Genomic DNA, 20913 nt, shown 5'->3' with positions numbered 1-20913 from the left:
TAACTTTACAGTCAAGAGAGTCAAGTATCCAATTGTTTATTTGCAAGACGATAGGGGGCTATATCGATGAGTGCTGTTGAGCAGCTTGATCTGTTTGCAGTAATTGATTCAAAGCCTGTACTGAACGGCATGTACTACGAGCAAAGCACTAATAGATTCGTATCTTACGTACTCGGCCGTCGGCATTTCGAAGTTACTCCAAGTCGTTGTCTAGGAGATGAGGCCTGGAAGGAAAAAACCATAAGGGAGCGGAGCATATGAATAAGGTCGAAGAAGTAGAGAGAACCTGTGAGCTTTTTAAAATGTTTCAAGAAAAATTCAAAGAAGCAAGTAATGCTGGAGAAGATCAACTTGACCACTTCTTCACATCGTTATCTTTTTTCCTTGGCAGTCACATTCCAGTTGCTCTGGATGAGCGAAGTTACGGTCATATGATTACTCACCTAGTAGATGCCCTTACGGATGGTGTACAGGCTGGTATGCAAGCTGTAGGAGCCAAGGGGGCATTCACAAAGATCGTTAAGAGATAAATGTAAATGGGGGCTGCGGAAGGGGGAAGTGCATGACGGAATCAGCCAGAGAACCAAATATATCCGACCTTCTAAATCAATTTGAAGCCATTAGTGGACCGGAAGAATATGGTCCTGAAGGATTAGCAATCATGGTCGCCTTGTGGCGTAAGTCTTGCAAGCTAGGTTGGAGATCAGCATTCCAGATGACTAATACGGAACTAATGGTTCAGAGCGGAATAAAGAGTCGGAGCACCATTAACACACACAGGAGTAAACTCGTCAGTGCCGGAATTATCGGTTACACCTCTCCCCCACGCGGAGGTTCCAGAGGTGATTATATAGTAAGTTTTGATCTGATAGCTGTCGAAGAAGTGGTTCAAAATTTGGACATGGTTGTTGGTGAAGTAGTCCAAAATTTGAACCACTATAAAAAAGTAGTCCATGAACCTGTTCAAAATTTGGACAGCTTTAGCAAAGTAGACGAGAAAGTGGTCCAAAATTTGGACACTGTATTAAAAGATCTTATTACTATTACTACTACTCCTATTACTTCTGAGTTTGCAGAAGAATTTTCAGAAGATTCAAAAGCAGATGGAATGATTGGTATTTTAAACGCTTATAGCAAATTGCACGGCAAGTTTGATTTTCATGTAAAACCACGAGAGCGTGAAGCCATGGGTAAGATGGTCGCCGGAGGTATGCCTAACCCTTTTACCATCCAAACTATGACGTTCCTCCTTGAGGAAAAGCGCAAGCGTGAAGGAAGTAGATTTAAGCTTCCTACCAGTTTTTTATACTACGTGGATGCCATTGAAGAAGCCTGGCTAAACTCTCAAACTACCAGCACGCCGATGGCTGGAGTCGCCCCGAGAGCGCCGGAGCCATCAAAACGAAAAAGCAAACAACAGCAGGAGATTGAAAGATTGGAATCCATCATGAGAGAGGAGGAAGCAAAACGTGCATAGAGGTGAAGTTGCGGCGCTGTTGATTGCCATCAAAAAAAACTATTCTTGGTTTGATACGAGTGATGAAAACATAGATTTTCACTTGAAGAAGCTACACGATTTCCCTTATCCAGTCGCTTTAAAAAATGTTGAGGTACACATTTTGACTAATGACTTTCCTCCCATCATTTCACAGATTCGTGGCAAGCTTCCTGAGCAGCAAGAGTATGATCGGCTCAAAACCGAAACACAGGCACATCTTGCGAAACTAGAACTTTGGGAAAAGGCTGCGTGTCCACCACCAGCAGGAATGAGGGAGGCACTTCATGCGAAGCTTAGCAGAACTAGAGAAGATTGAACCTCCAAATAGCCAGGACGCTGAAACATCTGTCTTAGGGGCCGTCTTGATCGATCCAGCAGCTATGGAAGAAGCATCGATACTGAAACCCAAGGCATTTTTCAGCTCACCGCACAGGATTATCTATGAATCGATGCTTGAATTGTTTGAAGCAGGCGAGTCAATAGACATTGTAACCTTAACGTCCCGTCTGGAGGATCATGGACAACTAGAGACAATTGGTGGGGTGAGTTACTTAGCCCGAGTTGCTCACTCTGTTCCTACGGCAGCTAATATCGATCAATACGTTGTCATTTTGCAAGATAAGTACCTGTTACGTCAGCTTATCGATGCGGCTCGGAAACAGTTCATCGATGCGGTTGAGAGTGGCGATGTGCAGCAAGTTATCGCCAGTATGCAAGTAGTTGCTGCAAAACTTTCAGATCAAGCTGCACCTGCTCAAGAATTCAAGCCGATACGTGAAGTGATGATGGATGTTTACGACGGAATAGAACAACGTTTTGCCAATAAGGACAATGGAAATGTAACGGGAATCGCAACAGGATTCGATGATCTGGATAATATGACAGCTGGGTTTCAGGATGGGGAATTAATCATTGTTGCCGCTAGGCCTTCCGTTGGTAAGACAGCATTTGCACTTAATATAGCTAAGAACGTTGCAGTTAAGACGAAAGAGACCGTGGCATTATTCAGCCTAGAGATGTCAGATAGGCAACTAGGAGATCGAATGGTCAGTGCAGAGGGTAATCTGGATGCCAGTAAAATCAAAACAGGCAAATATGAGGACGGGGATTGGGAAAAGACAGCGATCGCAGTCGGTATCTTAGGAGAAACAAATATCTTCATCGATGACTCTCCAGTTTTAAACGTTCAGGAGATCCGTAATAAATGTCGTAGGTTGAAGAAAAAGCATGGATTAGGACTTATTGTTATCGATTACCTGCAGCTGATCGCTGGCTCTGGTAAACGAGGAGAAAACAGGCAGCAAGAAGTGTCTGAAATCTCTCGTACTCTCAAGCAGATTGCTAGGGAACTGGAAGTGCCAGTAGTGGCATTATCCCAGCTAAGTCGGGGAGTAGAGCAACGCCAAGATAAGCGCCCGATGATGAGTGATTTGAGAGAGTCCGGATCCATCGAGCAGGACGCAGATATCGTTGCCTTCTTGTATCGGGATGATTACTACAACGCAGATACCGAGAAAAAGAACATCATCGAAATCATTATTGCCAAGCAGCGTAACGGTCCAGTCGGAACAGTAGAGCTGGTATTCCTGAAGAACTTTAATAAATTTGTGAATTACGAAAGATCGCATGATGAACAATCGTATAAACAACCTAAAAATGATGATAAGCGAAAATGGGCGAATTAGGAGGATGGCATATGAAACATCTAAAGAAACCAACACGGCGTCAGAAATTGGAGATAGCAAGTCGAAAGTTGATTCCTGGTAGTTGGCTGGTCGAACGAGACGATGGTAGGGAGTTGGTTATAGTCAGCAAGGAGAAGGGGCAGGTTCGTAGGCTCCGGTGGGGCGCATGAGTGGACCATGGAGTTGTTGGTCCGTTTACGAGTACATGAAGCGTAGGTTCCTTTGTACGGGACAAGTTCCAACCCATGTTGAGCTGGAGACTGAATTCGAGGGAATCGATCCTTCAATATTACTCGAGGGAATTGCAGAATTTGAGTCTGTGATTTGTGATAGAGGGAGTGGTGGAAGGAATGAAACCAAAGTTAGTTGATCCTTATTTTCAAGATATCCCTTGGGACATTATCAAGGACGATAACGGGCGCGTGATCGGTGAGGTATACATGCTTTACGAGTGGATGCCAAGACAGAAAGAGGGGAAGTCACATGATTCAGTTCACCGTGTACGGCGAGCCCGTGGCACAAGGGAGACCAAGAGCAACCCAACAAGGCGGATTTATTAAAATGTACGATCCAGAGAAGTCTAGGGATTATAAAGACTACGTAAGATTGGCAGCCAGCGAACATGCACCGGCTGCTTTGCTTGAAGGGCCGGTAGGTATAATGGTCGTTGCATATAGATCGATGCCGAAGTATTTAAGCAAGCATCCTAAAAAGGCAGCTGCAGCTGAGCGAGGCGAAATCCTTCCGTTATCAAAGCCTGATGCTGACAATTATCTCAAAGGTGTGAAGGATGCGCTTAAAGGCGTGATTTGGAGGGACGACAGTCAAGTTGTAGATGCATTTGTCCGGAAGCGATACAGCGCAAGACCGCGCATTGAGGTCAAGATCAAGGACTTATCTAAATTATAAATCGGGAGAGTGATGATAATGTTTATTAAAAATCATGCGAAGTTTACAGCAACAATGGGTAAGGGGATCAAAGTTGGAGATGCGGATGTTGAAATTAAACTTATGTTGCCTTTGAAAGTTGTCCAGGAGAACTTTATGTTTTTAAGCACAAATCAAGGTGAAAAAATCAATGTAATCTTTGGTGATCCACAGGCTTCCATGGATTTCGGCGAAGATAATGAAGATATGTACAGAGTCTTTACTGGTCGTCGCGTGACAGCCGATGCTTCTGGCATAGTCACGCGGGTAGAATCTCATGATGAAGACCCGAACCAAGCGAATCTGTTTGTAGAGAATCAGGAGGAAGGAAGCGAGCCTGCTGCAGAAGGAGATGATCCGGAAGTTGAGGGTAGCGTTGGTGAAGTGGCTGAATCTGATACAGATGCAACCACTGAAACTGAGGGTGAGAGTGAAAATAATCTAAACTCTGAACTACCAGATTGGATGCAAGAAGGTAGTGACTCCGCTGGTGATAAGGAAATGGATTTCGGCGAACCAATCAGTAAAACCTCAACTTCTGAAACTGAAACGGTGAAAGAGTCAGCAGAACCGACTGCAAATGTCGTAGTGGATAAAGAAGAGCTTGAGCAGTTCATTCTTGATAATAAGCCGATGTTTGAAGACATACCTTTTGATTTCCCTACATTCCTGAGACAGCGACGTGAAGATGGCATGACATGGATGCAAATCGCTAAGGGTGTTGGCATACCAAGTACTCAAATAAGTAGTAAGTGGACGGTTTATAAGAAGCGTGTGGCAAGTCAAATGAGAGGTGGGGGAGCGGCTTAGGCTGCTTCTTCCTTACAAACTGGGGTCAAGCGGATCCGGAACGGGTAGGCTACTGCCTTATGACCAAACATACATTCTTGTTTTTGGAGGGAGATGGAACATGTGGGGATACAATTCTACAACCCCAAGCCAGTAGATAAAGGCTATCACTACCACGTTGATATTTATCATGAAGCACTTTTAACGCTTGCTGATGAGTTGGAACGAGAGCACAAGGAACGTCCATGTACAAGTGATCCTGATGACTCTACGGACTATTATTCTAAGGATTGGAAGAAGAACGGTAGCTGCTCTTTTGCCGAAAAGGATTGGGATCAGTTGGTTATTCGGATAAGAGATTATTTTAAGAGACACTGTGGCCAAGTGCTTCAAGCGGAAAGTGATGATCATCGAGGTCGGTATACCTATCATTTCGGGACTGTGTTTGGGTTAAAAGGGAAACACCTTATTCGATCTCATATTTTTATTCGGCATTCAGCAATCATTGAAATGGATGAAGAGAAGTTTATGAAGGATCTAGAAAAGATTGGTCGTTGGTAATGAGAAAATATGGAAGGATTGATAGAAGTGAAAGATAAAATAAAAGCGGAGCTCGAGGAGCTGCTACCACAAATCAAGAAAATAACTCTTATGATCAACGCTGCTGAGGAAGACTGGACAACTCATTACGATCGTAACAATCCAGAGGACTTATATCTGCAGGGCATGTTTTATCTGATTAGTAACGAGCTGCAGGATGGCGGTCGCTTGATTGGTAGGGCACTTACTGAGGTGAATGCAGAGGGTGTATTAAAGAAGAAGCCTAATGGACGTTATGGCTTCGGAGATGTTGAGCTTACGACAGGAGAACCTGTTGAATATCTGCTTCAGGATCCGGAATACGGCGACCGTTGGATACTCTCCCGCATCGATCACAACGGAGAAAACTATTATCTCTGGAACAACCCCGGACTACCATTGGAAGGTTTGCGAGTTCGGATTAAGTGGGTTCGGTTTTAACTAAAGCGAAGGGGCCGATGATCATGAACGAACAAACTCGTAGACGAGCATTTCAAAAGGTCAAAACTTATAGCAATAAAAAGTTTTGGGATTGGATGAACGTCATGCATTCCAGAGCTTACGCCAAGGCAGAGCAACATTACCAGGAAGCTATGGCGATTGTATTACAGCCCAAGCAAGCGGCTGCAGTTACAGCAAAAGCAACAGAGATCCGTGAGCAATGGGATGGTATGGCCACAATTACGATGGACGAAACAGAAGGTGCGGAACTTCAATCATTGGGGGTGTGAACATGAAAAACACTTTGAAAGATTTGAATGATCACTTATTTGCACAATTGGAGCGATTGAGTGACGAAGAACTGACAGGAGAAAAATTGGCAAACGAAATCAGCAGAGCGAAGTCTGTGACAAGTGTAGCTTCTCAAATCATAGCGAATGGAACATTAGTGCTGGAGGGCAGAAAGCTTATCGATGACAGAATGAATGCAAATACTGAATTGCCTAAGATGCTGGAGGGGTAGATATGGCTCATCGGTACACACAAGAACAGCGAGAATTCATACGAAGCAATGCTCCTGAAAAGTATAACGAAGAAATTACTAAATTGTTTAATGATAGGTTTGGGACTGACATCACAGAAGGACAGATCAAAAGCTACAAAGCCAATCACAAGATTAAGAGTAACGTTCCAAGGAAACGGATAACCGGTGATGAAGGGTTGTTCACACAAGAACAAAAAGATTTCATCAAAAAAAATGTTGAGGGCCGCTTGAATCAAGAACTTGCTGAACTTGTCAATAAAAAGTTTAGTCTGCAGATCACAGTCAGGCAAATGAATACGTTTAAAAAAAATCACGGTTTGGTCAGCGGATTGGATTGTCGCTTCCGGAAAGGGGACAAACCGGCAAACAAAGGGACAAAGGGATTGTATAATGTCGGAGGTAACAGCACTTCATTTAAGCCAGGGCAGCCAGCTTTAAATTACAAGCCAGTTGGATATGAAAGAATTGATCGAGACGGCTATGTGTTGGTTAAAGTACAGGATGACGGTCCTTGGCAGAAGAGATGGCGGCACAAACATAAAGTGATGTGGGAGGAAATAAATGGTCCAGTACCATCGGGTCATGCTTTATTATTCATTGATCAAAACAAACAAAATATAGTATCAGAAAATTTGATGTTGGTGACCCGTAAGCAGTTGGCCCGTTTAAATCAAAATAATTTACTTTCGAATAATGCCGAATTGACTAAGACCGGCATTATTATGGCAGACATCTACGGTAAAATCGGTGAACGAAAAAAGATGAATAACGGTCGTAGGATTAAAAGGCAACCAAAGGAGGTTGCGGGGAAATGAGCCAATCTAATAAGCAGGCGCAGATCGAATCCACCTTTATAAGCAAAGCTTTTTACGGTTATGTTGATCACGCGTTAGAGGCAAGTAAACCGCAGATGTCGGAGCATGCTAAGCAATTGCAGGCGATTATCGACAAGTCCGGTCAAGGCATCATATTGGTGGCAGTCAATAAATTATACAAATCACACTGTGTATGTAGGCATGAGGGGCAGTTGTACAGTTACCGTATCTGTGATGATAACGGTGGATGGATACGAAGGGAACATGGGTTTCGTGGGTACGGCGGTGACGCATGGGAACAGGCACCCAATTTTGTACAACTTAAAGATTTAGAGTTGGGTCAGATGGAGTTGTTTTAAGGGGAGAGATTATACACCTCTCCCACCTAAGGAGGATGAACAGAAATGGCACAAGACAATAATAAAGTTCTGATACAGGTTGAGCATCAGATTTACCCTGAGTGGGGAGTAGGGAACGTTTACGACGTTAAGCCAGAATCCGACATGGCTCTAGTAGCATTCGTAAACGTAGATACTGTTAAGTATGGATCGGGACCCGGTCGGAGGAAGTGGTATCCCTTGGATCACCTAGAAGGAGCAGAGGAAGGAGTTTAAACATGATCATCAAACCTCTAACTCAGCGCCAGTCCGAGGTGTTGGACTTCATTAAATTTTTTATTGGAAAAGAAGGCTATCCCCCAACAGTTCGCGAGGTTGCAGAGTACATGAAGTATCAATCAACTTCAACGGCATTCCATCTGATTGAGCAACTGGTCCGAAAGGGATTCGTCACCAGAGGCGATAGTGCTCGGACAATTCGAGTTATTGATCGGGGAGAGTTGGAAGAACCCGTTCGGAAGCAACCAGGCGGTAAATATAAAAAAGAACGAGATGATGCTTTGGCTGCTCTGGCAGAGGCACAAAAGACCATAGCCAAACTTAAAAATGAGAACGAACAATTGAATGGGGAAATGGACGGTCTGCTCCTTAAACTTGAAGATAAGTCTCCAGACGCTGCTGGATATTACATTGAAGTATGCAGACTACGGAAGGAAATTAAAGAAGCATATCAACGCATGTGTAACAATCAACCGCTTGCAGTCGGATTTATATTGTCAGATGCCTTTAAAAGGGATTAAGGAAGAGGTAGAGTCATGACACATATTGCGAAGTATCAAAATGAATAGGGAGCGTGCGTGGAAGTGGAAATTGTAGTTTTTGAAAATGGTAGTAAATCGAAACTTATAGCTGTTCTTGTCGAGGACAACGGTAATGAACGTGAGTTAGTGAGAACTGATAAAGGCAGGGATGATTTGCTGAATCAAATCGACGAAATGAACTTATCACACCTGACAGTAGAATTCAAATAGATATAAACTGTGCTGGAGGAAGAAGCACATGATCAAGAAAATAACAAAACGTTTCAGACCATCTAATGAGGGTGGCTTATTTCATAATTCTCGTGAGGACGTGGCTGCCTTAGCAAAGTTTTGCAATGAGCTTGCGGATAAGGTCAATGAGCTCACAGACAAAGTGAATGAATTGGAGGTAGAGAGTAATAGATAAACAACCAAGGATGACGGTGGATGCAGCTAAAATTCTAGAATGGATCGAAACTAGCCCATTAGCAGAAGGGTTTTGGGAAAGCAAGAACGCCACTGTAGCATTTGACAACCTCACAGATGCGATCACGCTTGGAGAGTTGGCACCGGATCCTATCCCATTACCAACCATTAAGCCGGGGGATGTTAAATCTATGAATGAATTGGAATTGTTGCTTTTGAAGATGTGGGCTGAGTTCGGTATTGAGTATATCTACAAATACAAGAACCGGATTAAGGTATTCAAGAGGGAAGGGTTAGTTAGCTATGAACTTTTCTGTGACTTGACATACCGAATGTTTACCGATGTGGAGGACATCGCAAACGATGACGATTTATACCCCGAAGATTGCAAAGTGAGCGTCACAAGCTTAATCGAAAGTAGAAGCGTATCTTAATGCACAGTATGAAATTTATACACAATAAAAATAACCAAACAGCAAAGACCCCCAATACCTGGCCGGGCGTGGGGGTCAATCGGTAAATGGTTCCTTCATCCTCATTCAAATATAACATACGAAGGGGAATGAGGGGAATGGCTATGGTGTGGGGACAAGGGGAGCTCTTTGCAATAGCGTCGAAGGAAGAAATACAGCAAACCGAATTCTACCTCGGAAAATATAAATCTATGACACTCTTCATGACTGATTTTGAGAACTATGAAAGAGAAATGAAACAAGTGGCCATAGATGGCGAGGTAGCAAGACGGATAGATCAGGAAGATCTTCATGCTGATAAAACGGCCAACGCTGTTATTCTTATAGAAAAGCAAAAGTGGGTGTACAACCAGTACCGTAAATATAAGCTTATGATCGATCGGGCACATAGTCAGATTCTGGACGATGATGCCAAAGAAGCAATAGATATCAGATTCATTAAAGGTTACAGCCGCAAAGAGACAATTATGTTTATGCGTCGAGGGGTTGCTCATAGTACAGTGGATCGGCGCATCGATGACGGCATTGTATCAATTGCCAACACTTTGAAGCTCTCAGGATTCTTTGAAGAAATTAGCGAGAAATTTTGACGACAATGTGGGATATTTCGGGACTTATTGAAGACCACTTGATGATTCTAATTTGTTATATTTGTATTGTAGAAATAGGCGAGAATGACACGCACAGCTGCATGAATGTGGCACTTAACTGGGGCGTAACTCTTCTCGTCTTTAATTCTATAAAAAAACAGATTACATTCTCCGATAAATAGAAGTAAGGAGAGTGAAAATCTAGTGGACGATTTTGGTGAAATCAGGTCTGTCTTTTTGCAGGAAGAATTGACATTGTTGGAGAAAAGAAAGAGAAGGAAGAAACAAATAAATCGACTTATAATGTTGATGTTTTGCTTCGTCCTTATTTTAATTATTGTAAGCTTCTTGTTTTCTCTTGGAATGGATAGTAAAACCAATACAATAAGTGCAATAGGGTTAGGGATTGCAACTTTTATGTATCCCATTATGGTTATTATTGATCCAAGTTCACAATTTGATAAACAAATATTTGATATAAAAAATGAAATTGATCTCCTTAGAATAGGGACAGATTCTATGGAGTTAAGAGCAGAAAAACAATTCAGAGTACATCAAAGTGAGATAAAAAGATATTATGATCAGTCTTTGAGCCAAAGCAAATGGATTTTCCTAGTAGGAATAATAAGTCTAGTTGCTGGTATGGCAATAATTATACTAACATTAGTTCTTGTATTTAATGGCTCCGAAAGTGGTAATAATGTGATAATTGCAACAACAGGCGGAATAACAGGTATTTTGACAAATTTTATTGCAGTGATATTTTTGAAGATGTACTCTGAAACTGTTAAATCGCTTAATATTTTTCATAATAGACTAGTAGCAACTCATCACCTACATTTTAGTAATTTTTTAATTTCCCAAATTTTTGATGAAAGTTTAAGAGAGCGTACATGGGCCAAATTGGCACTATCTACAATTAGAACTGAGAATGAAGAAACTTTTGAAAAAAGTTAAAGATTCTAAGAGAAAAGCCGATTGATCGAACTAACTGTCATAAAACTAGCGATGCTTAGTTTGACTCAAGTTTCAGAAGCTTGTTAAAATGTTCTTGTCCTTCTTTGTAACAAAGTACGTATGCCTTTAAAGCAAAGAGCAAAGCGTTTTTGCTGCGGACGATACGGACGCAATTCATTAGAAACGTATCGTAATTTTCAATTATCGAAATTGTTTTAACAAATATCGTACATATTCAGACGAAGTCGTTCCTAATGGGGCGGCTTTTTTATTGTTCATTTTTATTAAGGAAGGTGATAACAGTGGTTTTAGAAGAAGTTGAAATGACCTGTACTGAGGTTGCAGAGATTTTGACAGATCCGTATGGGCTTACAAAGAAAGAGCAGCGATTACTTGCTTATTTGCTGGAAGAAGGTAATAGCAGGAAGATCGGTGATGTATGTAAGGCGTTGAAGACTACACCAAGGACACTTCTTTACAAGACCCAACGCTCTCTGAATAAAAAGCTAGATCAAATTCCTGAGAGTGAAGGACAGGCGGTAATTTTAAAACGGAGGAAAAGTGATGAAGAAGTTAAAGAGGCTTAAGGATCCACCGGATTTTAAGCAGCCTAAGAAATGCCAGCGGTGCTATTGGGGAGAATGGACCGGAACAAAGCAATTTTGCAGTTGGCAGAAGTGTGTGAAGAAGGTGAATCCTTCCTGATGTCGAAAGATGTTATTTGGGGGGAGATAGATATTAACATTTGGGCGTATATTATTTATTGTTTTCTAGGTGTAGCGAATATTTATATCTATTCATTGAAAAATATGAGAGGATTTCATAGGTTTGTCTGGTGCTTTATTGGTGGTCCATTTGCTACTATGTACCTGATGTTTTATAAAGATGCGACACCAGATAAAGACCATAGAATCTATGAAATTTATCGAGGGAAATTATTAAAAAAGAAACGTAGAGTTTCACAATGGGATTATCTTAATCAAGTAATTGATATTTTAAAAAAAGAGAGATTGGAAGACGATGAAATCTTAAAATTAAAAAAATATGTTAACGCTGATGTTGAAATAAGAAAAAACGGGCTGCCAGTTATTGTGGCTGTGGTTTCGATAGCTATGGCGATTGTGACCGGATTTATTTTTCCATCTTTAGGAATTGCTTTATATCCCACAGAAGGCAAGGAAATTAATATAATTGGCGCTGCTATCGAAATGGTATTTCTTTTTGTTCTTTTGATTTTCTATTTTGTTATTATTATCCATCGTATAGCTGGGTACGAAAGAGCTCAAATAGTTAAAGAGGGATTAGATTCCTTTTGAAAACAAGTGGCACCTTTAACGGGTGCTTTTTCTTTTGTCTTCTTGACACTGTATAAGCTCATTTCAGGAGCGTGTGTTCTTATTATATAAATACTGGACGAAGGATAGAAAACGTCAGGAACGTGCCATTGCGTTGGCGTGTGAGTCTGTTTTCGTCTCACCTATATGAAAAACCAACTTAACTCAAAGGAGTCATAAATATGGACATCAGGACTATTACTATCGATAAGATTAATGCAGCTACTTATAACCCTCGTGTTGACCTTCAGCCAGGAGATCCCGAATATGAGAAATTAAAGAGATCCATTGAACAATTCGGTTACATCGATCCGATCATTTGGAATGAACGTACAGGGAATATGGTTGGCGGTCATCAACGTTATAAGATTATGGTTAATGAGCTGGGTCATACAGAGCTTGACGTATCCGTTGTGGACTTAGACGATCAACAAGAGAAGCTACTGAACATTGCGCTAAATAAAGTCTCTGGTCGCTGGGATGATGAAGCACTGGCCAGATTATTGGATGACCTGCAGGTAAGTGGAGCCGATATTTCTTTATCAGGATTTGAGTTTGAGGAAATAGAAGAGTTGATTAGTAGCCTGTCGGATACTCCTGATATACAGAAACCAGTCACTGAGGATGATTTCGACGTACAGCAAGCCCTGGATAACATCAAAGAACCCGAGACGCAACGTGGTGATGTGTGGCAACTTGGCCGACATATCCTAATGTGTGGTGACTCTACTAGTGAGGAAGATGTTAACCGGCTTATGGACGGTAAGAAGACGGCACTGGTTGTAACGGACCCGCCTTACAATGTAGCAGTAGAAAGCAGTTCTGCTCGTTTATCAGCCGACGGTCGCAGCTCCATAATAAACGATGATATGCCTGCAGAGGAATTTGTGGGCTTTTTGCATGCAGTCTTCGAGCGATATGCTGCTGTCATGGATCCGACTGCAGCTATATATGTCTTTCATCCCTCATCCTATCAACGGGAGTTTGAGGAAGCTATGAACGCTGCAGGTATTATCGCTCGCTGCCAGTGCATTTGGGTAAAGAATGCGGCCACGTTCGGATGGGCACAGTATCGCTTCAAACATGAGCCAGTGTTTTATGCACATATTAAAGGGAAGGCTCCTGCTTGGTATGGCGATCGTTGTCAGACTACAGTTTGGAAGTCTGGTTTACCAATGGAGGAGCAGTTGCCTGAGACGATTTGGGAGGTTTCAAAAGGTGACGTTAGTAAATACGTGCATCCTACACAGAAGCCACTAGAGCTCCTAGCTATTCCAATTAGGAACAGCAGCAAGCAAGGCGATGAGGTTCTAGATTTCTTCGGTGGTAGTGGATCCACTCTAATGACTTGTGACCAGCTTGGTCGGACATGCCGGACAATGGAACTGGATCCGATCTTCTGTGATGTCATTAAAAAGCGATACCAGGAAGCCACCGGTGTTGATCCAGTTCTGATTCATCATGCTGATCCCGTAGCTTAAAAATAGGCTTAAGTTTTGTTGTTTATTTTCTTATTAAGCTAACGGGCAGTTTAGTGAAGAAATCAGAAAGAAGGGTTTGGACAGGAAATGTAGAATTCGACCAATAGAAATAACCATTAAAGGGAGTTTTTTTATGAATAAATTTATTGAAATCATTAAAGGGGTTTATCCTGACCTATGCATTGAAGACTATTATCTTAATGACATTGGACAAAACAATGATGTGTTAATTGTTAATAAATCTTTGGTATTTAGATTTCCGAAATATAAAAATGGAATAATTCAATTAAGAAGAGAGACGGAAATTTTGAAATACATTAAAGGTATCGTCTCCACTTCTATTCCGAATCCAATTTATCAGTCTTTTGAAGAGTTAGAACCAGGTAAGGTCTTCACTGGCTATAACCTAATAGATGGTGTTCCTTTGTGGAAGGAAAGTTTAACAGGTGTTAAGAGTGTTGAATTGGTTAAAGGGTTGGCAAAACAACTTGTTTCTTTTCTTGTAGAACTCCATTCTATTCCAGGAGAAAAAGCAAGTCGAGATTTGAATCTAAAGGTTCGTAATCCTCGTGAAGAGATGTATAACCTGTATGATAAGATTCAAAATAAATTATTTCCTTTTATCAGAAAAGACGCTCAAAATGAAATATCACAATCTTTTGAAACGTTTCTAAAAGGGGAAGCATTCTCAAATTTAAATATAACGCTTTTACACGGAGATTTCGGAGCATCTAACATCTTATGGAATCCAGAAACAAGTATGATTTCAGGGATAATAGATTTTGGTGGTTCTGGTTTAGGAGACCCAGCGTATGACTTTGCTGGAATATTTTCCAGCTACGGTGAAGATTTTTTCAATATGTGCATTAACCTATATCCCAACGGAACTGAAATTTTTGAGCGTGTGAAATTTTATAAAAGTACATTTGCATTGCAAGAAGCACTACATGGGTTTGAGAATAACGATAGGCAAGCCTTTGAAAATGGAATTAAAGATTATAGATAGATGTCTTGCTCCACTAACGAGGAACGATAGTTTAGAATCAACCGCCTGATATGGGGCGGTTTTCTTATACCCAGACAAATTAAAAGGAGGACGCGTTAACGTCCTCCGAATCACCCAGGGTATCCCCCGGCTGAGATAGCGGCGCGCCACGCGTGGCATTTTGCAGAGATCCGCTATCTCGCATTCCATCATAACGGAAAGCTGAGGGATACGTAAATGGGAACACCAGATGAAAATAATTTAATGTTGCAGCATGAGCTTGAAATCATGGCCGGTATCCTGGAGTCAAAAGCACAGTATCGGAAGATCGTTAAGGCTGGAATAGCCAAGTGGGTCAAGGACTTTCAGGATGGACGGATTGAGATCAAGACGGTGGATGACCTGAAGAAATTGATTGAAATAGATATCGAATTGCAGAAGGATGAAATATAAAAAAAAGGCCAATTTGGCCTATATTAATAGAAGTAACCTCCGAGAACTAATCGTCGCCGATTTAGCCCCTCTTTCAAATGTTTTTCTGACCTAACATGGTCAAAACGGTCAATATCTCTCTTGAAAGATCGCAACTCGCAGTAGCGAGTAAAATTGTTGGAGGTGAGAGACGGTCAAAAGTTTGCCCAAAATAATCGACCCCTTCCTCTTACACATATATTTACGCATAATAATTCAAATAGTTTCACTTTTCGAAGAATTTGGGGGTGGTGAAATGTAACATGGCCAGAGAACGAAGTCCTGAACGGGACAAGGCTAAAAAGATGTGGCTGGAGAGCAGCGGGACGATGAAGCTTAAAGACATCGCCGCTGCTCTTTCTGTTGGGGAAAGTAAGGTCCGGAAGTGGAAATCACTGGACCGATGGGAAGACGATCTCAAAGGGAACGCTCCACTTGAGACTAAAGGGAACGTTCCACATAAACGTGGTGCTCCCAAAGGGAACACAAACGCTGTAGGAAATCGTGGGGGCGCACCGCCTGGAAACCAGAATGCCATCGGTAATAAGGGGGGATCGGGTGGCCCTCTTGGTAATAAGAAGGCTGTCACTACTGGAGAGTATGAAACGATCTGGATGGACGCATTAGAGGAGGACGAGCAGGACCTGATTGAGCTTATCGATACTGATCCGATTCAACAAGCTGATGAAACGATCTATCTTCTTACTATTCGAGAACGGCGTATGCTGCAGCGGATCCAACGTCTCATGAATGGACTAACCGAGAGACAACGTCGGGTATTGAATGAACTCAAGGCTATCAAGGATGTCATGACAGTCCATGACGAAAAGACCGGTATAACAAAGTCGGTACCAGTCACCAAGACTGAGATGGTAGAGACACAAGTCGAAGAGACTGAGTACAGGACCATCGACGACATCATTAAGCTGGAGGAAGCTCTTACTCGTGTTCAGAATCAGAAGATTAAGGCTATAGAACTTAAGAACAGGCTGATTGCCGTCGACGAGGAAAAACAACTTCGTATTGATAAATTGAAGCTTGAGCTGCGTGAATTAAGAGGTGAAGATGATGTAGATCCGCATGAGCAGGGCAACAATTACGAAAATGCATTGAATGCCCAAGCTGCAGCAGTCTTTGCAGATGAGGTGAACAACGATGAAGAGACGTAAGCGAACCACCTCATTTAAATTTAAGCCATTTAGCTTAAAACAAAAGAAGTTGCTTATGTGGTGGACGAATGATAGCCCTTATAAGGATTATGATATGGTCATAGCTGAGGGAGCTATCAGATCAGGCAAGACAATTGCTTGCATTGATTCGTTCATAACTTGGTCGTTAGCTAAACATCGAGATCAGAACTTTATCCTCGCAGGTAAATCAATGGGTGCGCTGAAACGTAACGTACTAGAGCCAATGTTTAAGATACTGACAGCTAAAGACATAGATTATTACTATCATAGGTCGGAAAATCCCCATGTTGTTATTGGCACAAACACTTATTATCTATTTGGGGCAAACAATGAGTCTAGTCAAGATACACTGCAAGGCTTAACAGCAGCAGGTGCATACCTGGATGAGGTAGCGTTATTTCCTCGATCGTTTGTTGATCAGGCAATTGGTCGGTGTTCGGCTGAGACTGATGGTAATGGAGCAAAACAATTCTTTAACTGCAACCCAGAAGGACCATATCACTGGTTTAAGAAAGAGTTTATTGATAAACATAAACAGAAGAAAGCATATGTCCTGCATTTTACATTGGAGGACAATTTGTCATTGTCTGATAGAGTCAAAGAGCGATTCAAGCGTATGTTTTCAGGCGTGTTCTTTAAACGTTACATCCTTGGACTTTGGGTAATGGCTGAAGGTGTCATCTATGACATGTTCGATAGTGACAAGCACATAAAACCGACTATCGATCGGCCATATTCTCAATACTACATCAGTTGTGACTATGGCACGCAGAATCCCACTACGTTTGGACTGTGGGGTATTCATAAGGGCGTATGGTACAAGGCAAAGGAGTACCACTATGACGGACGTTCTAAAGGCAAACAAAAGACGGATGAGGAATATTATGACGATCTCATAGATTTTATTGGAAATAAAGCAGTGAAAGGTGTGATTGTTGACCCTTCAGCTGCTTCTTTTATTGCCACAATAAAAAAACGTGCAAAGTTTCGTGTTATTAAGGCAAACAATGATGTTATTGACGGAATACGTAATGTGGCTACCGCACTAAATCAAGAAATGATTATGTATAACGATTGCTGCACAGAAACGTTTCGTGAGTACAATTCCTATGTCTGGGACGACAAGGCAGCGGATCGTGGCGAGGACAAACCGTTAAAGGAAAACGACCACCAAATGGATGGTGATCGTTATTTCGTTAATACAATTCTATTCCGTGAAGCAACATTCTCATTCGATTAGATAGGAGGCTAAAATTTGAATACAACACAGGATATTATTCGTAATCTAGATGACAATGCACCAATGACATTGCGGGAGATCATTACTCAGGAAATGAATGATTTCAAAGGTTCGAATCGTCGTAAGTTAATGCTTATCGGACAAGAGTATTATGGGCTGGACCACGATATTTTAGAGAAGCGCAGAACAGGGATAGGCGAAGGTGGTCGCATAGTGGAAGTGCCTCACCTAGCTAATAACAAACTAGTGCACGGCTATGTCCGTAAGTTAGTTGATCAAAAGGTAGGCTATCTACTATCTAAACCGTTCGGCATTCAAGCGGATGGAAATGAAGCCTATAAGACAGCATTAGAGGGCTATCTAGGTAAATCATTCAAGCGACTACTACGTAATGTAGGCAGGAATGCCATCAATAAAGGCATCGGGTGGATTCAGGTATATTACAACGATAAAGGGGAGCTTTCTTTTAAGCTCATACCATCTGAGGAAGTTGTGCCATTGTGGAAGGATGCAGCACACACAGAATTGGACGCAATCATAAGGTTCTACGAGGTTGAAGTCTATGAGGCTAAGAATAAAATCACGATTACCAAGGTTGAGTTCTGGAGTCTGGAAGGCGTAAAGAGATACAAGATAGATCCGCGCGTTACAGGTCAGCTCATCCCTGATGAAGATGTAGGTGCAGATACAAGCCATTTCGCCGTTGTGGGAGAAGGTGTTGAACAACCTTTGAATTGGGAACAGATACCCTTCATACCGTTTAAATACAACGACTTGGAAATGCCCCTAGTGCAAGTGGTGAAGTCATTAGTAGATAACTACGATAAAACCATGTCAGGAAATGCCGATAACATCGAGGATTTGCCTGAGGATATCTTTGTGTTAAAAAACTATGATGGTGCTAACTTAGGAGAGTTCCGGAAGAATGTATCGCTGTATCGAGCTATTAAAGTTAGTGGTGATGGAGACGTAGACACACTCAGCCTTGATATCGACACTGAAGCCTTTAAGACTCATGTAGGTATGTTGCGTAAAAGCATCTATGAGTTTGGGCGTGGGCTAGATACACAATCAGAGGACTTTGCTCAGGATAAATCAGGCACGGCCATTCGCTTCAGTTATGGGGATCTAGACTTAGATGCTAATGATATAGAAAGTGAGTTCCAAGCCGGATTAGAGCAGTTGATATGGTTTATTGATCAACACTTATTTAATACTACTAAGGTTGACTACTCAGATATTAGCGTAGACATCCTATTTAATAGGGATATCTTGATCAATGAAACTGAGGCTGTGAAAAATGCTAAAGATAGTGTAGGGATACTTTCAGATGAAACCATCGTTGCTAATCATCCATGGACAACCGATACACAAGCTGAGTTAGATCGCAAAAAGAAAGATCAAGAGTCGGTCATGGATGATTACCCTAGCTTGGGTGTTACTGGTCAAACATCTATCCCAAAAGTAGCTGATGAAGAATGAAGCCAGACTACTGGAAAAAGCGGAGTGAGCAGATAGCTCGTCGCCAATTTATAAAGGCAGATGCTTTTGAGGTTGCACAACGCAAAGAATACGACAGAGCTATGAAGAGCATGCAAAGAGACATTGAGGTCTTCTATCAACGCTATGCGACCAACAATGAAGTTACGATGGCGGAAGCTCGTAAGCAGCTAACTAAGGGCGAATTGAAAGAGTTTAAAATGACTCTAGAAGAATTTACCGAGAAAGCAAAAGATAATGTAGATGGCAAATGGACACAAGAGTTAAATAATGTTTACTATAAGACTCGTGTGACTCGGCTAGAGGCGTTACAAACTCAGATCAACCAGCAGGTTGAGATATTGGTAGGAAGCCGTCAACAAAGTACGGAGAAACTACTTGGGGATGTCTATACAGATACTTATTACCGCACACTCCATGCAGTCCAGACCGGAGTTGGAATGGGCGTTCCTTTTGCTGCTATAGAGCAAACCGGGTTGATTGCTGTATTAGGTGCTCAGCTAGATGGTAACAACTGGTCACAAAGGATTTGGGGTGATAGAACTAAGCTTAGACAAGAGTTATCCACTAAGCTTTCACAGTCGTTTATCCGTGGTGATTCAATTGACCGCATGGTAAAAGACATGATGGGACGATTTGATGTATCACGCTCTAATGCGGAACGATTGATTCAGACCGAGAGTGCTTTTTTCGCTGGTCAAGCAACAGCGGAGGGGTATAAAGAAAGTGGTGTTGTTAAGCGATACGAGGTATTGGCAACACTGGATCTTCGGACAAGCTCTATCTGTCGTAGTATGGATGGAAAGGTGTTTCTATTGTCTGAAAGAGAAGTTAATGTTAATTATCCTCCCTTTCATCCACGATGCCGTACAACGACTGTTGCATCCTTTGATGATGAGAGTGTTGGCGAACGGATTGCACGTGATCCTGACGGTAGCACCTATAATGTACCTGCTGATATGAAGTATGAAGAATGGTATCAAAAACATGTTGTAGATAAATACGGCAAAGACGAAGTAGAGACCATGAAAAAGAAAGCTACTAATGAAGCTAATGATAAGAAAGAGTACGATAAATATAAACGTATATTTGGCAAAGACTTGGGAGCGAAAAACTTTGTTGAATATCAAGATTTAAAGTATACTAATAGTGAGAAATGGAACACATTAAAAGGTCAAAAACAAAAAGTTTTGAACTCTAAAGATTATCGAAAATCCTTTTACGGTATGTTTGGGGATAAGGAAGTAAGAGAGTGGTATATGCATCATGATAAAAATATCCCAAATAAACTAAACACAAGTAAAAGTATTAAGGAACAAGCTATCCAAGCGCACTCCTTAAGGAATAAATACAGGACTGAAGCGCGGTCAATGATGAGTGATAGAGTAGGTGCAGACACATTAAATGAAACACGTCCGAATCAAACCTTTGAGGAATTGATAGCTCATAAGAAAAAGAAATACGGACTCAATGAGACGGACTCATACACAGATATAATCAGGAGCTCACAGACGGTGAACAAGCAAGTTAATAAATCCTTAGGATTGGAGGATTGACCATGATTGAATACAACATATGTAATCAAGCAGACGAGGCTATCTTTGAAAAACAATGTTTTGCTTTTGAAAAGAAGATTCCAGGGCTAATTAAAAAGGAACTATTACATGATGTTGATGATAGTAAAGTTCAATATTACAAACTCGGCGAATCCTCGGTTACTGTCCATAATGACTATTACGTGAATGCGGTCTATGTGAAATCCGAAATAGATTTAGAACAATTCTTCAAATAAAGCACTTTCAACCATAACTGGTAGGGGTGCTTTTTATTATGTCTACTAAAGACTCTGC

The 20913-nt window shown here is 41.6% G+C and carries 32 protein-coding genes; all 32 read left to right on the top strand.

Features of this window, described 5'->3' with window-relative positions; all coding sequences use genetic code 11:
* The first annotated feature begins 66 nt into the window (after positions 1-66).
* Positions 67-261, top strand: a complete 195-nt coding sequence (locus tag UB51_RS16930; RefSeq protein ID WP_044878313.1) for a hypothetical protein — start codon at positions 67-69, stop codon at positions 259-261.
* Positions 258-530 (top strand): hypothetical protein, encoded by a 273-nt coding sequence (locus tag UB51_RS16925; RefSeq protein ID WP_044878312.1) that lies wholly within the window; start codon positions 258-260, stop codon positions 528-530. The genes UB51_RS16930 and UB51_RS16925 overlap by 4 nt, the downstream gene beginning before the upstream one ends.
* A gap of 32 nt (positions 531-562) precedes the next feature.
* Positions 563-1477: a hypothetical protein gene (locus UB51_RS16920; RefSeq protein WP_044878311.1), complete on the top strand. Its 915-nt coding sequence runs from the start codon at positions 563-565 to the stop codon at positions 1475-1477.
* Complete coding sequence (locus UB51_RS16915; protein WP_044878310.1) at positions 1470-1814, top strand: hypothetical protein; 345 nt, start codon at positions 1470-1472, stop codon at positions 1812-1814. Before UB51_RS16920 ends, UB51_RS16915 begins: the two co-directional genes overlap by 8 nt.
* Complete coding sequence (gene dnaB, locus UB51_RS16910) at positions 1783-3183, top strand: replicative DNA helicase (RefSeq protein WP_044878309.1); 1401 nt, start codon at positions 1783-1785, stop codon at positions 3181-3183. The genes UB51_RS16915 and dnaB overlap by 32 nt, the downstream gene beginning before the upstream one ends.
* 11 nt (positions 3184-3194) lie before the next feature.
* On the top strand, positions 3195-3353 hold the full coding sequence (locus UB51_RS28560) for a DUF6906 family protein (RefSeq protein ID WP_199924944.1): 159 nt from the start codon (positions 3195-3197) through the stop codon (positions 3351-3353).
* A complete protein-coding gene (locus tag UB51_RS16905; protein ID WP_044878308.1) occupies positions 3350-3553 on the top strand; it encodes a hypothetical protein in 204 nt (67 codons plus the stop codon). The genes UB51_RS28560 and UB51_RS16905 overlap by 4 nt, the downstream gene beginning before the upstream one ends.
* 113 nt (positions 3554-3666) lie before the next feature.
* Positions 3667-4092, top strand: a complete 426-nt coding sequence (locus UB51_RS16900) for a RusA family crossover junction endodeoxyribonuclease (protein WP_044878307.1) — start codon at positions 3667-3669, stop codon at positions 4090-4092.
* An 18-nt stretch (positions 4093-4110) separates the two neighbouring features.
* Positions 4111-4920, top strand: a complete 810-nt coding sequence (locus tag UB51_RS26555; RefSeq protein WP_052675982.1) for a hypothetical protein — start codon at positions 4111-4113, stop codon at positions 4918-4920.
* Between the two features lie 102 nt (positions 4921-5022).
* Entirely contained in the window at positions 5023-5460 is a 438-nt protein-coding gene (locus UB51_RS29075) for a hypothetical protein (RefSeq protein ID WP_234405459.1), read from the top strand.
* 9 nt (positions 5461-5469) lie between these two features.
* A complete protein-coding gene (locus UB51_RS16885) occupies positions 5470-5919 on the top strand; it encodes a DUF5348 domain-containing protein (RefSeq protein WP_052675981.1) in 450 nt (149 codons plus the stop codon).
* Positions 5920-5942: 23 nt separating this feature from the next.
* The gene (locus UB51_RS16880) at positions 5943-6209 is read left to right on the top strand and encodes a hypothetical protein (protein WP_044878306.1); all 267 of its coding nucleotides are present in this window, start codon (positions 5943-5945) and stop codon (positions 6207-6209) included.
* 2 nt (positions 6210-6211) lie between these two features.
* The gene (locus UB51_RS16875) at positions 6212-6442 is read left to right on the top strand and encodes a hypothetical protein (RefSeq protein WP_044878305.1); all 231 of its coding nucleotides are present in this window, start codon (positions 6212-6214) and stop codon (positions 6440-6442) included.
* A 2-nt stretch (positions 6443-6444) separates the two neighbouring features.
* Positions 6445-7278, top strand: coding sequence for an HNH endonuclease signature motif containing protein (locus UB51_RS29070; RefSeq protein WP_082063168.1), 834 nt, complete (start codon positions 6445-6447; stop codon positions 7276-7278).
* On the top strand, positions 7275-7637 hold the full coding sequence (locus tag UB51_RS16865) for a hypothetical protein (protein WP_044878304.1): 363 nt from the start codon (positions 7275-7277) through the stop codon (positions 7635-7637). Before UB51_RS29070 ends, UB51_RS16865 begins: the two co-directional genes overlap by 4 nt.
* Positions 7638-7682: 45 nt before the next feature.
* Positions 7683-7892: a hypothetical protein gene (locus UB51_RS16860; protein ID WP_044878303.1), complete on the top strand. Its 210-nt coding sequence runs from the start codon at positions 7683-7685 to the stop codon at positions 7890-7892.
* Positions 7893-7894: 2 nt separating this feature from the next.
* Entirely contained in the window at positions 7895-8416 is a 522-nt protein-coding gene (locus UB51_RS26550; protein WP_052675980.1) for a LexA family protein, read from the top strand.
* 63 nt (positions 8417-8479) lie between these two features.
* On the top strand, positions 8480-8647 hold the full coding sequence (locus UB51_RS28335; protein WP_160297280.1) for a hypothetical protein: 168 nt from the start codon (positions 8480-8482) through the stop codon (positions 8645-8647).
* A gap of 28 nt (positions 8648-8675) precedes the next feature.
* Entirely contained in the window at positions 8676-8843 is a 168-nt protein-coding gene (locus tag UB51_RS28330; protein ID WP_160297279.1) for a hypothetical protein, read from the top strand.
* Positions 8844-8859: 16 nt separating this feature from the next.
* The gene (locus tag UB51_RS29065) at positions 8860-9276 is read left to right on the top strand and encodes a hypothetical protein (protein WP_234405458.1); all 417 of its coding nucleotides are present in this window, start codon (positions 8860-8862) and stop codon (positions 9274-9276) included.
* A 137-nt stretch (positions 9277-9413) separates the two neighbouring features.
* Positions 9414-9905 (top strand): hypothetical protein, encoded by a 492-nt coding sequence (locus UB51_RS16840; protein WP_044878302.1) that lies wholly within the window; start codon positions 9414-9416, stop codon positions 9903-9905.
* Positions 9906-10109: 204 nt separating this feature from the next.
* Complete coding sequence (locus UB51_RS16835; RefSeq protein WP_052675979.1) at positions 10110-10862, top strand: TRADD-N-associated membrane domain-containing protein; 753 nt, start codon at positions 10110-10112, stop codon at positions 10860-10862.
* Between the two features lie 302 nt (positions 10863-11164).
* Entirely contained in the window at positions 11165-11449 is a 285-nt protein-coding gene (locus UB51_RS16830; protein WP_044878301.1) for a hypothetical protein, read from the top strand.
* A 54-nt stretch (positions 11450-11503) separates the two neighbouring features.
* On the top strand, positions 11504-12178 hold the full coding sequence (locus tag UB51_RS16825; protein WP_234405457.1) for a hypothetical protein: 675 nt from the start codon (positions 11504-11506) through the stop codon (positions 12176-12178).
* Between the two features lie 200 nt (positions 12179-12378).
* Positions 12379-13677 (top strand): site-specific DNA-methyltransferase, encoded by a 1299-nt coding sequence (locus UB51_RS16820; protein WP_044878299.1) that lies wholly within the window; start codon positions 12379-12381, stop codon positions 13675-13677.
* Positions 13678-13810: 133 nt separating this feature from the next.
* On the top strand, positions 13811-14683 hold the full coding sequence (locus UB51_RS16815) for a phosphotransferase family protein (protein ID WP_044878298.1): 873 nt from the start codon (positions 13811-13813) through the stop codon (positions 14681-14683).
* 216 nt (positions 14684-14899) lie between these two features.
* The gene (locus UB51_RS16810) at positions 14900-15115 is read left to right on the top strand and encodes a hypothetical protein (RefSeq protein WP_044878297.1); all 216 of its coding nucleotides are present in this window, start codon (positions 14900-14902) and stop codon (positions 15113-15115) included.
* Between the two features lie 281 nt (positions 15116-15396).
* Complete coding sequence (gene terS, locus UB51_RS16805; RefSeq protein WP_082063167.1) at positions 15397-16302, top strand: phage terminase small subunit; 906 nt, start codon at positions 15397-15399, stop codon at positions 16300-16302.
* Positions 16289-17563 carry a PBSX family phage terminase large subunit gene (locus tag UB51_RS16800; RefSeq protein WP_044878296.1) on the top strand — a complete coding sequence of 425 codons (1275 nt, stop codon included), beginning with the start codon at positions 16289-16291 and terminating at the stop codon, positions 17561-17563. The genes terS and UB51_RS16800 overlap by 14 nt, the downstream gene beginning before the upstream one ends.
* 15 nt (positions 17564-17578) lie before the next feature.
* Entirely contained in the window at positions 17579-19045 is a 1467-nt protein-coding gene (locus UB51_RS16795) for a phage portal protein (protein ID WP_234405456.1), read from the top strand.
* Entirely contained in the window at positions 19042-20619 is a 1578-nt protein-coding gene (locus UB51_RS27250; protein WP_082063166.1) for a minor capsid protein, read from the top strand. Before UB51_RS16795 ends, UB51_RS27250 begins: the two co-directional genes overlap by 4 nt.
* 2 nt (positions 20620-20621) lie before the next feature.
* Positions 20622-20855 (top strand): hypothetical protein, encoded by a 234-nt coding sequence (locus UB51_RS16785; protein WP_044878295.1) that lies wholly within the window; start codon positions 20622-20624, stop codon positions 20853-20855.
* Positions 20856-20913 lie beyond the last annotated feature (58 nt).

The sequence above is a fragment of the Paenibacillus sp. IHBB 10380 genome, assembly GCF_000949425.1.
Lineage (GTDB): Bacteria > Bacillota > Bacilli > Paenibacillales > Paenibacillaceae > Paenibacillus_AQ.
The sequence above is the reverse complement of the archived record's forward strand: the minus strand, read 5'-3'. Positions and strand labels throughout refer to the sequence as shown.